This is a genomic window from Pseudomonas sp. TMW22091 (assembly GCF_022496705.1).
Classification (GTDB): domain Bacteria; phylum Pseudomonadota; class Gammaproteobacteria; order Pseudomonadales; family Pseudomonadaceae; genus Aquipseudomonas; species Aquipseudomonas saxonica.
The window spans coordinates 355,509-369,231 of sequence record NZ_SCFI01000001.1; the positions used below are offsets into that span (position 1 = coordinate 355,509).

Sequence of the window (13,723 nt, forward strand, 5' to 3'; positions counted from 1 at the left end):
ATGGAAAACCAACAACACCTGCCGCACTAAAACTCTCCTTCCACAGGCGCTTATCGCGCTGGCAGAAAACGATCCGGAAAAAGCAGTGATGCTGTCTGAAGCCTATGCTTATAACTCCTTGAATGGCGAGGGCGCTGATCTGTCTGATTACCCTTTAATACGTTTGCAGTGCCGATTAATACTGATATGCAAAAGGTGCCGGTTGGCACTTCAAACCCAATCAGAAAAGCTGACACATATATACCACCCACCCCAGAACACCTGACTTACTTTGACGTTATCCCCCACAAGTAAGTGACATCCCATGAACACCTACAGCAGCCAAAAAATAGCGAGCATGGATATCTATGACATTGCTAACAACCTCGGCTATCGCACGACCGACCGCAGTGACTCAGCCGCCTTCAACCTGGCGATGAAAATCATTGCCGGACTGCTCAGAGAGTGTTCCGCAACTGATCTAACGAAAGAGCTGTGTGCACGTGCGACCTTCTTAAAAGCCTTCTGCACACAACTCAGTGCACGCCGTACAACCGCACTGGCCATCGGTACTGATCTTGATAAAACAGATCATCAGCATGTAAAGGACCTTGTTTCCAAACTGGCCAATCTGATTTGGAGCCTCGAGTTTCCGTTGCTCAGTTACCCCCTGCTCCACCCGCATCAGACGTCACGTGCGGCGTTCAGAGCGAACGTTATTGCAACGCTATCCAGTTTTCCGTTGAACCGGGTGATGAGCGAGTGCACCACTCACTTCATCGCCAATCTGCTCGACTGCCAGCACCTGAGTAACCTGCAACAGGTACTGGCCAACAGACTGATGACTAACAACAGCATCGAGATGCTGATGGCCAGGCAGCCGAGCCTGATGGAGTGCATACACGCGGAGCTCAAGGCCATTTTTACCGATCTGCCAGATACCCTGTTGCTCGCCAACTTTGACTCACTGTGGTTTGTCGACAGGGAAGATCACAATGTGTTTGAGCAAAGCCTGGGGAGCTTGATCCGACAATCGTTAGCGAACGCCCCTCCAATAGAGCCTGTGCGTGTTCCTCTTGAAATTCGTTTTTTGACGCAACTGAACCCACCCAATGAAGACTACCTGTCGATTACTGAGCCTCAGTACCAGGCCTTCTGTGAGCGCATCAAAAACCTCAACACAACTTACATCGAGCGCTTGAAAGGCTACTGGAGCAGCCCCGCAGACAGCCGTGCCGAGGCACCTACAAAAGAGCAGGACTATGGCGCCCACCTCAGGCTGCTTCTAGAGACGCAATTGCAACTGTTGTGCGCCGACGGCTACTTTGACCAGGATGATGACAGCGCCATCCGCACCCTGATCTTTCAGCCCTCTCTTAAAACGCCAAATAAACTGCGGGCTGCGCGACTCGGCATACGCAATGGTGCCTCATTAAACTCGCGGGGCTGTTCATTTGCCGTGGCCTTCCAGGTCAGGGGGCCAGCTGCAGCAGTACCCCGGACCACCTATGTGCTCACCGCGCACCGGGGCTTTGAGGTGTTCGCCAACGCGAGCCAGGCAAGAGTCGCGCTCAACCAGCAATTGAACAACCGCCAAACGCTCCCTGCCTGGGTTGAGTATGTGGGCCTGGAACATAAGGCAGAGACGGCGTTTTTCAATCACCGCGTGCGTAAAACCATGACCTTGGAACGTTTCAGGGAAAACATCATTCCGGATTTAATCGGTTTTAAGCTCGAACAAAGCTATCAGGACATCAACACCACTTTTAACCAGTACCGTGCGCTTGAAACCGCACCACAAACCATGAGCCTGAGCACGTGGTTTGACCTGGCAACAGGACGCACAATGGAGCCCACCACTGGCGATCTTTTAAATACTCGCGTTAACCGTGTTATCGAACGTTCCCTGCCCGAAGCGATAGCTCAGGCGTTTTTGATTCAGCAAGAGCCGCAGGTGGAATTGCCCCTGCATAGCCCTCTGCCAATCCGCGACATTGCCCACGTACTGCACCCGTCAGCCGAGCTGCAAACGCTGATCACCGATGATCAATTTAAAACCTTCGCCAGCCATCTGCTGGCTACGCCCCAAAACCAAACCCTGTTGAGCCGTGTGCTGGAGGGCGTGCTTGATCCGATGGCAGCAAAGGCTCCGATCACCGCCGAAATGGGCCTGAAGCTGGTTCATAAATATGCCAGCCACAACACAGCAATACCCGAGATTGATAGCCGCAACCACCGAGTCACCATTGCGGTGCAGCAAGCGCTGCGAAACAAAACGCTTTTCACCGCCGATCATCACTACCTGACGTCATGCTTTTTGTTGCTGGGCAGTGCAGCTACACCAGGCACGAACGTTGAGCCCCTGAGTACAAGCCTTTGGGCATCGGCCCGTGTGTCCGCAGCGTCTTCAACGCTGGACATCCATGCCAATATTTCAGGAGGTGAGCGCACGCCAGATATCAATGCGCTGACGGCATACCTGAAACTTTCGACGCTGATTCGTGACCCAAGGTTTCCCGAATCCGGGCTGCATCGCGACGCGACCTTCACCACGCTTATGAGCATCGTGGTCGATTCACCTGTTTTTCATCAGTTGGAACTGGCCGCTGTCGGCACGTCTTCATGGACAGAGCGAGAGCGCCGGGAGGCAACACCCGACATGACCAGGGCACTCGCCCTGGCTTGCATTACCGACTACCTGTATCCACCAGAGAACCACACCGAAGGCTATATCTGCGGTCTTAACTTGAATACTCAGGCAATGGGCGGTCACTCGATCAGTGAGGTGCGGCGCCAAGTCATGGAGCATCTGCGCAGCACGCTCCAATGCACGAGCGAACCGGCTATGCGTCTGGCTTTCGAATTGATTGCCGGGCGCTACTGCCCGCAGTTAATGGTGTATGACGTTCCGCAGGATCTGCGCTATGGCTATACCCGAGAGGCCGTTGACTTTCGTCACGCCGTGGCACTGGCCGAATCAACACTGCCCGGCGCTGCAGTGGCGCTGGGGTATCAGCGTCTGATCGAACTATTGAACGAGACCCTCTGCGAATCGATTAACCACGATGAACAACTGGCCATCACCTTATTGCGCCGAGAGCCAGTCCTGCATTTTGCGATGTGCCGCGGGAAAATCCCCTTCACCGACATAGCCGAGGTAAAACCTGAAGAGGTGATGATCGCCCTGCAATACGCCATCGAGCTTGATGAACAAAAGACCTCGGCCATGACCACACTGGTGCAGCTCCCGCCGGATCGCAGAAAAATGGCACTCCAGCAATTGTCAGAGCATCACCCGCTCACCGATGCGCATCAAAAAAGGCCGTTTACTGAGGCTGAAATCCATAAGTACTTCGTCACCCGCTTCAAAAACCTCGGCCGCACCATGAACCTGTCCCTCTTGGAGCGGTATATGACCTGCGGCCAGGATCGTGCCTTCTCAGATAGCGAACTGGCCTTGGAGTCCCAGGGTTTGGGGGGGTGCACATTGTTGAAGGCATTCAATGAACAGTTCGATGCTTTTCAGCAAAAATACAACGCGGCACTGATTGTACAACTCACACATGCGATCAATGACTTAACCCCCGAACTGCGTCGCGACCTGCTCAATGCCGAACATTTCCTGAGGGTTTCTTTCACGGTTGAGGGCGAAGAGGTACCGGGCTTCTATGGCGTGTTGGCATTTTCAACAGACCCGCAAAACAATAGTTTCTATGAAGTGTTTTGCCCTTCCGGCACTGTCCGCAAAATACGCGCTGAAGGTAACGCCTATATTCTGTATGACTCTGATGATTGGGCACCCACTGAGGCAAACAAGTACGTCATGGGTGTTCCCCAACTCGATCAACAAGCGTACTTGACGGGCATGCCCGGCACTCTGAAAGTCACACCCTCTTTAACGTTGAGCTTTACGTGGAACAATCCGGCGAGAGTCAGCGAAGAGCAGCGGGTGCAGCAACTGTGCGAGAAGTTGGTTAACTCAATCTTTAGCCTGAGCCTGTCGCAAGTGCGTCCCGTATTCAGGGGCTCGACACCTTATGAATCGTACCGTGATGAGTTGGTCAATCGAACTGAAATCATTTTCAACGTCATTATTCCGTTCTATGCCCTGTATCGAGACATTGAGACCGAGAATGTAACCACAGGGACGGCGATATTCGGCGCACTGGAAGTTCTGGCGTTTGTTTTGCCCTTTGGCAAAGCGGCTTATAGCGGTTTGAGAGCCTCCATCACACTGGGCAAGGTTGTGGTTCGCAGTACATCGCTCGGCGTATCAAGGTTTGCACTGAACACCATGAAAACACTCTATGCCAGCAAAGCATTTGCTACGACGTTGGGCAAAGGGTTGATTTCCGCCGCCAACCCGTTGGCTCTGGCAGGGCTTTTGTTCCGAGGCGGACTCAAAGGTGTGACGCTTATTCAGTTCAAGCTCCAGACCGCAAAATCGCTGAATAACGTGATATCACTGGTAGGACTTAAAGCCAAACTGAACCCCGAAACCGCCTATTCATCATTTGTCACGGCCCCTTTGATTCAACCAAAAATCATTAACAGCCCCTTTATCGACGCGCCCCTTGTTCCATTCAATCCTGATTTTTCTTGGGGAAATCGAAAGCTGAACATTGCTCAGCAACAGTATTTTCATGTCAATGATGTCGACTTATCCATCACACAGCGGGTTGATCATGTTTATCAGCTGACGGGTGTGAGCTACATCCAGATGCAGGGCAATATTTTTGCGGTTACACGCCCTTCAGGCAGTGCATTTCTGCACGTGTATAAAGGCTCTGTGACAGGTCCTGCGGTACGATTTAACACGGCTCAAAATAGATGGGAACTTGCCCATAGCGGCTTGGCAGGAGGGATGGAGACGCCTTCAACGGCCCATTTTTTTCAGCGACAGCTAAGTGTACCCATGGATAACGTAATGAATTTAAGTGCGCCTGCTCGCACACCTGATTATGCAATCATGTTGAGCCACTATCTGATACCCGTTGCATATGACGCCGACCTTGGTACCTGGCGCCAACGTATCGTCAAGAATAACTCTGGGCCCCAGGCCGAGATGGATATGAGCTTCGGCGATCCTGTCTGGCTTAACGCTGATGGGAAATGGCAAAAAGGCAGTATTGAAAAATTCAACGCGGTCAAAGCCTCCCTACCCGCCGCACAAGAACGTGTAACCATTACACTGCCGCAGTTACCTCAATTGCCGAAAAACCCAGTGGCCATCCCCAATCACATTCATTACATCTGGGTCGGCACTCAAGTACCGGGCAGTCACTTGTTTGACCGGATTGCTAAAAACCTTGAGTACTCCACTGAGTTCACCTCCACCTTGCACCTCGATGTAAGCGATGAACTGTTTATTAAAATAAAATCGATGAGCGAGAAATACACCCCTCAGTTACAGCTCTCAAAAATCAAGAACGAACCTTTTTACGACGTGTTCAAAAACAGTTCCAACGCTGAACAATACACAACCCTGTTAGCGGCAGAACATAAAAACTGGTCCGCGGCCTGCGACGTGATTCGTTTTCCGCTGATCAATTATTACGGTGGCCTCTATATGGATTTGGACGATGCGTTGATCGTGGCCTTGGCCGCAGACGATATCAAAGCAGCCCCCCATGACCTATTGTTAGGCAGCATCGTTACGGAAACCACATTGGACTTTGAGGGCTATAACACCAGCCACTTTGCTTCCCATCCTAATAACGATCTGTTAACCGCTATCTCTGCCGAAATGCACAAGCGTTTTATAGAGAGCAGGGACTTTTACTCACAGCCCAAACCCGTACTTGATCTGAGGCTGTCGGGGGACGCCTTGATCAAAAACAAGGCCGATTGCAAAGCCTATCACCAGAACTATTTTCGACTCACCGGCCCCACACTGATGAATGATGTGCTGATCGCTAAAATACCCGTTGTCCATAAAACGGTGTTTGAGTTAATGCCCAAGTACAGCACACTCCAGACACAAGGCATCTATGACATCAGGCATCACAAACAAGCGATTGATTGCACCCACCACTACTTCCCCTTTGCCAGTAAGTACATTATCGAAACCGGCAACGAGCATTCCTGGGTCTAAGCCTTTGTGAAGACGAAAAAAAACCGCCTTTCTTGTCGAAAGGCGGTTTTTTTGTCTGGCTTAATTAGTGCGCGTAAGTGAGTAACAACTCGCTTGGCACTTTGAAGTCCAGTGACATCATGACGCTCAACGCGGTAATGGTGAAGATCGAGAACACGAACAGCTTGCGTGCCCAGACCTTGTCGTCGACAGCTTTATAGCCTGTCCACGCCATGTACAGCCAGTACATGCCCATCGCTGCTGCTACGGCCATGTAGCTCATGCCGGCGTAACCGCCAAGCGTAAGCATCAGGGTCGCGATCAGGAACGCGAGGATGTAAAGCAGGATGTGCTTCTTGGCAACCTTGATCCCGCGCTTCACCGGCAACACCGGAATCGATGCAGCCAGGTAATCGTTGAAGCGGAAAATCGCGATGGCGTACGAATGCGGCATCTGCCACAGGCTAAACATCACCAGAAGGGTCAGGGCAGCCATGTCGAAGTGGTTACTCACTGCGACATAGCCGATGACCGGAGGCATTGCACCCGACAGACTGCCTATCAGCGTGCCGTGAACCGACTTGCGCTTGAAGTACAGGCTGTACAAACACACGTAGATCACAAAGCCGATCGCTGCGAACAGAGCCGCCAGCGGGTTGGCCACGCGATACAACAGCGCAAGACCAGCAACCCCCAGCAAGGTGGCGTAAAGCAGTGCCACCTTGAGGGAAATCAAGCCTTGTACCAATACGCGGTTTTTGGTGCGGTCCATCTTGATGTCGATGTCGCGGTCAATGCAGTTGTTAAACACGCATCCAGACGCAACCACCAAGGAGGTGCCGATTACCGCGGCCAGGAAGAGGGCAAGATCGAAATGCCCCTTCGAGGCCAGGAAGAACCCGCCTGCCACAGAAAGCACGTTACCGAAAATGATCCCCGGTTTGGTGATTTGGATAAAGTGCTTGAAGGACATCGGGTCTTACCTCACTTCGCCATCATTTCAGCGTGGATGCTAAACATGATCCACAGGGACAAGCCCACCAGCAGGACAATTACCAGCGCGGCAAACACCAGCGCTGTCACGTTGTTGCGTTGTGCCGGCGAGCGGTCCAGGTGCAGGAAGTACACCAGGTGAACAACCACTTGCACCACAGCGCACAGCAGTACGACTGCCAACGTGGTGATTTTCGGCAAGCTCGGATACATGACCAGCCCGAACGGAATGGCGGTCAGGATTACCGACAGGATGAAGCCGATCACGTATGACTTCACGCTGCCGTGGTTGGCGCCGTCGGAATGTGCGTTAGCCATTACAAAGTCCCCATCAGGTAAACAACGGTGAATACGCAGATCCACACCACGTCCAGGAAGTGCCAGAACAGGCTCAAGCAGCTCAGACGGGTCTTGTTGGTCGCCGTCAGGCCGTTTTTCTGCACCTGATACATCATGATCGCCATCCAGATCAGACCGCTGGTCACGTGCAGACCGTGGGTACCAACCAGGGTGAAGAACCCGGACAGGAAGCCTGAACGGCTAGGGCCGTAGCCTTCGGAGATCAACAGATGGAACTCGTTGATTTCCATGGCGATAAAGCCGGCACCCAGCAGGAAAGTCATCGCAAGCCAGAACAGCACTTGCGGCTTCTTGCCCTTGAACAACGCCAGCATGGCGAAGCCGTAGGTGATCGAGCTGAACAGCAACAGGGCAGTTTCACCCAGTACGTACGGCAGTTCGAAGATGTCGTGGCCCGACGGGCCACCCGCAACGTTGTTCACCAATACCGCGTATACCGCGAAGATCGACGCAAACAAGATGCAGTCGGTCATCAGGTAAAGCCAGAAACCGAATACGGTAGTCTCGCCTGCGTCGTGATGTTCGTCATGGTGCTCATGGTCGTGACCATGAGCGTTTCCAGCAGTGGTCGCTAAGTTCGACATGGTTTAAACCTGTTCCAACTTGGATTCAACACCGGTAGCCGGGATTGCTTTGGCGGCTACCAAACGCTTGTGCTGCTCGGCCTCGATACGCTCGATGGTCTCGACCGGCACCATGTAGCCTTGGTCGTCACGGGCTGCGTGAGCAACGAAGACAACAACCGTACCTACCAGGCCCACGATGGCCAGCCACCAGATGTGCCAGATCATCGCGAAACCGAATACGGTCAGCAGTGCGCCCATGTACACACCAGTAGCGGTGTTGTTAGGCATGTGGATCGGCGAGTACTTGGCCGGAGCCTTGTAAGCCGTACCGTTTTCCTTGGCTTCGGTGAACGCGTCGATACCGTCTACTTTTGGCACTACGGCGAAGTTGTAGAACGGAGGTGGCGACGAAGTCGACCATTCCAGGGTGTGGCCATTCCATGGATCGCCGAATTCGCAGGCGTTCTCTGGTTTGTTACGGTCACGGACGCTGACGTACAGCTGGATCAACTGGCTGATGATGCCCAATGCAATCAGGAATGCGCCGAACGCAGCTACGTACAGGTAAGGCACCCACTCTGGGTTGGTAGTGGCGTTCAGACGACGGGTCATGCCCATGAAGCCCAGTGCATACAGCGGCATGAACGCGATGAAGAAGCCAACAATCCAGAACCAGAACGCTGCCTTGCCCCACTTCTCGTTCAGTTTGAAGCCGAACGCTTTAGGGAAGTAGAAGCTGAAACCAGCGATGTAACCGAATACCGCACCGCCAATGATCACGTTATGGAAGTGAGCAATTACAAACAGGCTGTTGTGCAGTACGAAGTCAGCACCCGGGATGGCCAGCAGTACGCCAGTCATACCACCAATGGCGAAGGTCACCATGAAGCCCAGGGTCCACAGCACCTGGCTGGTGAAGCGCAGACGACCTTGGTAGATGGTGAACAGCCAGTTGAATAGCTTGACCCCCGTCGGGATCGAAATAAGCATCGTCGCCAGACCGAAGAAGGCGTTGACGCTTGCACCCGAACCCATGGTGAAGAAGTGGTGCAGCCAAACCATGAAGCCCAGCACCGAGATCGCGCCGGAGGCGTAGACCATCGAGTGGTGACCGAACAGACGTTTACCGGTGAACGTGGAGATAACTTCAGAGAAGATCCCGAACGCCGGCAGAATGAGGATGTACACCTCAGGGTGACCCCACGCCCAGAACAGGTTGACGTACATCATTGGATTACCACCAAGTTCACTGGTGAAAATGTGGAAATCCATGTAACGGTCAAGTGTCAGCAGTGCCAGGGTAGCAGTCAGGATCGGGAACGAAGCCACGATCAGGACGTTTGCCCAGGTGCAGGTCCAGGTGAAGATCGGCATGTCCATCAGTTTCATGCCTGGAGCACGCATCTTCAGTACGGTCGCCAGGAAGTTAACCCCGGTTAACGTCGTACCTAACCCCGATAACTGCAGGGCCCAGATGTAGTAGTCCATCCCCACGCCAGGGCTGTACTGCAAGCCCGACAGCGGCGGATAAGCAACCCAACCGGTCTTGGCGAACTCGCCGACGCCCAGCGACAGGTTGACCAGCACAACGCCGGACACCAGGAGCCAGAAGCTCAGGGAGTTCAGGAACGGATAGGCAACATCACGTGCGCCGATCTGCAGCGGCACTGCAAGGTTCATCAGGCCGGTGAAGAATGGCATCGCCATGAAGATGATCATGATCACACCGTGAGCGGTGAAGATCTGGTCATAGTGTTCAGGCGGCAAGTAGCCAGGTGAGCCCTCGGTGGCCATGGCCAACTGGGTACGCATCATGACGGCGTCGGCAAAGCCGCGCAGCAGCATGATCATGGCGACGATGATGTACATCACGCCGATTTTCTTGTGGTCGACTGACGTTAGCCATTCAGTCCACAAGTAGGTCCACTTCTTGAAGTAGGTTATTGCTGCAAACAGTGCCAGACCACCCAGCGCGATCATGGCAATGGTCACCATTACGATCGGCTCGTGGAATGGGACCGCTTCCCAACTTAATTTACCAAACATCGTTTACTCCTCTGCCCCGGCAGCTGAATTCGAACTCTCGTCCACCCCATCGGTCCCGGCGACTGCTTTCTTCTCGTGCTTGACCGGTTTGCCTGGTGTCATACCTTCATACTTGTCGATGATGGTCTGGAACAGGTTCGGTGCGTACGAAGAGTAAAGCGCAACGGGGTTGTTTTGGCTTGGCTTGGACAAGGCGGCGTATTCAGCTTGATCAAGCTGTTTAGGTGACGCTTTGACTTCATTTACCCAGGCGTCGAATTCGGCCTGAGAAGTCGCAATCGCTTTGAATTTCATGCCAGTGAAGCCCGCACCGCTGTAGTTGGCAGAAATGCCATCCAGTTCAGCGTTGTGGTTGGCAATCAAGTGCAACTTGGTCTGCATACCGGCCATGGCGTAGATCTGCCCGCCCAGGCCCGGAATGAAGAACGAGTTCATGACCGTGTCAGAGGTGATACGGAAATTGATCGGCGTATTGGCCGGGAACACGATCTTGTTGACAGTGGCGATACCCTGTTCCGGGTAGATGAACAGCCACTTCCAATCCATTGCCACCACTTCGATGGTCAACGGTTTGACGTCGGATTCAAGTGGACGGTATGGATCCAGAGCGTGGGTCGACTTGTAGGTCAAAACGCCCAGGGCGAGGATGATCAGGATAGGAACAGTCCAGATCACGACTTCGATCTTGGTAGAGTGCGACCATTTAGGTGCGTAGGTAGCATCCTTGTTCGACGCACGGTATTTCCACGCGAAGATAAATGTCATCGCGATGACCGGGACCACAACCAGGAGCATCAACAATGTTGCAGTGATGATCAGATTCCGCTCTTCGATCCCGATCTGCCCCACTGGATTGAGCAATGTCCAATTGCAACCTCCCAGCAGCAACGTGCCGAAAAGTGGCAATAAGCCAAGGAGTCTGGGGTACCTTTTTTTAGTCATCTCACGACCTCTAAAACAGCTTGCACAATGCAGTTGGTTTTTTTCGCCAACGCTTCGCCCTGCCAAGCGTTGGCTCTTTTCCGGAATTGTATGAAGCCCTGCTCTATCACTATCAGGCGAATAGGCGAATTCCGGGGTAGCAGTGATTTCTTATTTGATACGTGGTCAATGGCCTTGTTACAGACCAAATCCATTTGGTGCAGAACTTAGAAGGGTTGCCAGTACCTGGGAGTCGCATGGGACGCCTGTCGAACCGCCCAGACGACCGTCAACTACCCGCTTGGGCTCGGGACGAGCAGGCTGGACGTTCAGTGCGTGCGATTGTAGTTAGGTAGCCCTCCATAAACCATGTCTCATACCGAAATAATTCATCTCGGCTACGGTAACAATCCCTAACTATTATTACGCCGCACGCCCCCTAACCCTCTCGAAACAGCTTGTAGCACGCCACCGCCCCTTCAAAAAACGCCTCTTTTTAGCGCACGACCGCCCCATCGTCAATCCGCGTAAACGCCCAAACAAAGAGGCTTACAGCGTTTTTTCATTGAGACGCCCTCTGCCTATTTCAACCCTTGCCCATCAGAAGTAAGTCTAGATCCATTAATACCCGATAGGCGGTTTTACGACGCGCTGCATCCCGCTAAAGCCGCCGTGCGACACCTCTCGCGTGACAATATGTCGCAGCTTAGCAGACACTTTTTTTTATGCTGCATCACATCCTGTTGACATTTGGCCGGACATAAAAAACCCGTACTTCCAATAGAAGTACGGGGCGGATGCGAGTGTTTTAATGCGTTTTTCTGCGATTGCGGTAAATGCCCACCGGCACCAGCACGGCGGTCAACACAAACGCCACCAACGCCCATTGCGCCAGCGACAAGCCCAATACGGGAGGATAAGGCGTTGAACAAAAGCCATCGACTTGAAAACCTAAAGGAAAAATCGCAGCCAGTGGCAGGCCGTCAACGATAGGTTGCAATACATCAAGGCCACAGCTCACTGCCGGGTTAGCGAGGATATAGACGTGGCGGGCCGCAGCGATAATTCCGCCAATGGCACTGAGCACCACCAGCACCTCACACACCGTGATACTGCGCCGGGTCGGCATCGCCACCCCGATAAAGGCAAAGAGTGCGATCAATAACAAGGCATAGCGTTGCAATATGCACAGCGGGCATGGCGCCTCTCCGAGCACGATTTGCATGTACAACGCCCCACCGATCAGGGCCAGGCAAATCAGCCCGAGCAACGCCAGAAAGCGCTTCTCGGGGCCCAAACGCATCATGTCATGTGTCATCGCATATCCCTTAAGCCTGAATATTGGAAAAGTCCGCAGTTTACACGCAGACCTGCAGCCTGAAGGAGTGAAACTGTGTGGATAAACGTGGCGCAAGGCAATTAATGCAACATTAAAGGCGCAAAGCAGCACCCGCGCATCGAAACGGGGTGCTGCCAACCTTTGTCGCCGCTGTCGAGGAACGAAGGCTAGGCTACAGCTGGATCAATCCAACAGCGCAGCCGGGCCGAAGAACTCATAACGGCTTTGTTGCTCTGGCACGCCCAGCGCCTTGAGGTGGCGTTTTACCGAGCGCATAAAGCCTTGCGGGCCAAGGAAGTAGACGTCTGCATCTCGGTCAGCAGGTAACCATTGTGCCAGCACTTCCTCAGTCAGCAGGCCAACATGGTCGGCCCCGTCGTCGTGCTCTTCATAGCAGTAGAAACGCTGCAACTGCGGGTGTTGCTCAGCCAGCTCATCGACCCAGGTGCGGAACGCATGCACACGGGCATTGCGGGCGCAGTGAATGAAATGAATAGGCCGCCCTGTTTTGAGCGCAACCTCAAGCATCGGTAACGTCGGAGTAATGCCGACACCACCGCTGATCAATACCAAAGGCTTATCGCTGTCGGTCAGGGTGAACTCCCCGGCTGGTGGGAACAGCTCAAGGGTATCGCCCACCTGCATACGCTCATGCAGGTAGTTAGAGGCTACGCCCCCTTCCAAGCGCTTGACGCTGATGCGGTAGCGGCCCAGTTGGGCTGTGGCTGACAACGAATAGTTACGGCGCACTTCTTCGCCATCTATATTCAATTTGAGGCCGATGTACTGACCGGGGGTGAATTCTAAAATGGGCTGTTCATCCACAGGGCGGAAGTAGAAAGAAGTCACTTCAGCACTTTCTTCAACCTTAGCCACCAACTTGAATTCACGCCCGCCACGCCAGCCGCCCGGTGCGTTAGCCTTTTCTTCATACAGTGCCGATTCGGCGCCTATCAGAATTTCAGCCAGCTGATTGTAGGCTGCCCCCCAGGCGGCAAGCACCTCAGGTGTGGCTATGTCGCTGCCCAGCACTTCTTCAATCGCGCGCAGCAGGCAGCTGCCGACAATGGGGTAATGCTCGGGCAGAATTTGCAGGGCAACATGCTTGTTGATGATCCGTGCCACCAGATCACCCAACTGGTCGAGTTGGTCGATATGACGGGCATACATCAATACGCCGTTAGCCAGTGCGCGAGGTTGAGCCCCGCTGGCCTGGTTGGCCGGGTTGAACAATGGACGCACTTCAGGGTGCTCGGCGAGCATCAATTTATAAAAGTGAGTGGTCAGCGCTTCACCACCGCTTTCCAGCAGCGGTACAGTGGATTTGACGATGGCACGATCTTGAGCAGTAAGCATAAGAGTGACTCCTGATAATGTAGAACTATTAGCCATTACACATCACTATTCGTGCCAACATTTAAATCGTTATAAATCAGATACTTATAA

The 13,723-nt window shown here is 53.3% G+C and carries 8 protein-coding genes; 1 reads left to right on the forward strand and 7 read right to left on the reverse strand.

The window, feature by feature from the left end:
- The first annotated feature begins 304 nt into the window (after positions 1-304).
- Positions 305-6,073 (forward strand): hypothetical protein, encoded by a 5,769-nt coding sequence (locus tag EQV93_RS01655; RefSeq protein WP_240890769.1) that lies wholly within the window; start codon positions 305-307, stop codon positions 6,071-6,073.
- 64 nt (positions 6,074-6,137) lie between these two features.
- Here the strand turns inward: EQV93_RS01655 and cyoE are convergent, their stop codons facing one another.
- The 7 genes from cyoE to hmpA all read right to left on the reverse strand — a co-directional run bounded on the left by cyoE (position 6,138) and on the right by hmpA (position 13,633).
- Positions 6,138-7,025: a heme o synthase gene (gene cyoE, locus EQV93_RS01660; RefSeq protein WP_122784868.1), complete on the reverse strand. Its 888-nt coding sequence runs from the start codon at positions 7,023-7,025 to the stop codon at positions 6,138-6,140.
- A gap of 11 nt (positions 7,026-7,036) precedes the next feature.
- A complete protein-coding gene (gene cyoD / locus EQV93_RS01665; protein ID WP_122784869.1) occupies positions 7,037-7,363 on the reverse strand; it encodes a cytochrome o ubiquinol oxidase subunit IV in 327 nt (108 codons plus the stop codon).
- Positions 7,363-7,989 carry a cytochrome o ubiquinol oxidase subunit III gene (locus EQV93_RS01670; protein ID WP_122784870.1) on the reverse strand — a complete coding sequence of 209 codons (627 nt, stop codon included), beginning with the start codon at positions 7,987-7,989 and terminating at the stop codon, positions 7,363-7,365. The genes cyoD and EQV93_RS01670 overlap by 1 nt, the downstream gene beginning before the upstream one ends.
- A gap of 3 nt (positions 7,990-7,992) precedes the next feature.
- Complete coding sequence (gene cyoB / locus EQV93_RS01675) at positions 7,993-10,017, reverse strand: cytochrome o ubiquinol oxidase subunit I (protein ID WP_122784871.1); 2,025 nt, start codon at positions 10,015-10,017, stop codon at positions 7,993-7,995.
- A gap of 3 nt (positions 10,018-10,020) precedes the next feature.
- Complete coding sequence (gene cyoA, locus EQV93_RS01680) at positions 10,021-10,959, reverse strand: ubiquinol oxidase subunit II (RefSeq protein ID WP_122784872.1); 939 nt, start codon at positions 10,957-10,959, stop codon at positions 10,021-10,023.
- A 787-nt stretch (positions 10,960-11,746) separates the two neighbouring features.
- Complete coding sequence (locus tag EQV93_RS01685; RefSeq protein WP_122784874.1) at positions 11,747-12,256, reverse strand: disulfide bond formation protein B; 510 nt, start codon at positions 12,254-12,256, stop codon at positions 11,747-11,749.
- A 204-nt stretch (positions 12,257-12,460) separates the two neighbouring features.
- Positions 12,461-13,633, reverse strand: coding sequence for an NO-inducible flavohemoprotein (gene hmpA / locus EQV93_RS01690; protein ID WP_240890770.1), 1,173 nt, complete (start codon positions 13,631-13,633; stop codon positions 12,461-12,463).
- Positions 13,634-13,723 lie beyond the last annotated feature (90 nt).

Coding starts and splice junctions, on each gene's coding strand:
- cyoD (WP_122784869.1), bottom strand. CDS start 7,363: ATGGCTAACGCACATTCCGACGGCGCCAACCACGGCAGCGTGAAGTCA.
- EQV93_RS01685 (WP_122784874.1), bottom strand. CDS start 12,256: ATGACACATGACATGATGCGTTTGGGCCCCGAGAAGCGCTTTCTGGCG.
- hmpA (WP_240890770.1), bottom strand. CDS start 13,633: ATGCTTACTGCTCAAGATCGTGCCATCGTCAAATCCACTGTACCGCTG.
- cyoE (WP_122784868.1), bottom strand. CDS start 7,025: ATGTCCTTCAAGCACTTTATCCAAATCACCAAACCGGGGATCATTTTC.
- EQV93_RS01670 (WP_122784870.1), bottom strand. CDS start 7,989: ATGTCGAACTTAGCGACCACTGCTGGAAACGCTCATGGTCACGACCAT.
- cyoB (WP_122784871.1), bottom strand. CDS start 10,017: ATGTTTGGTAAATTAAGTTGGGAAGCGGTCCCATTCCACGAGCCGATC.
- EQV93_RS01655 (WP_240890769.1), top strand. CDS start 305: ATGAACACCTACAGCAGCCAAAAAATAGCGAGCATGGATATCTATGAC.
- cyoA (WP_122784872.1), bottom strand. CDS start 10,959: ATGACTAAAAAAAGGTACCCCAGACTCCTTGGCTTATTGCCACTTTTC.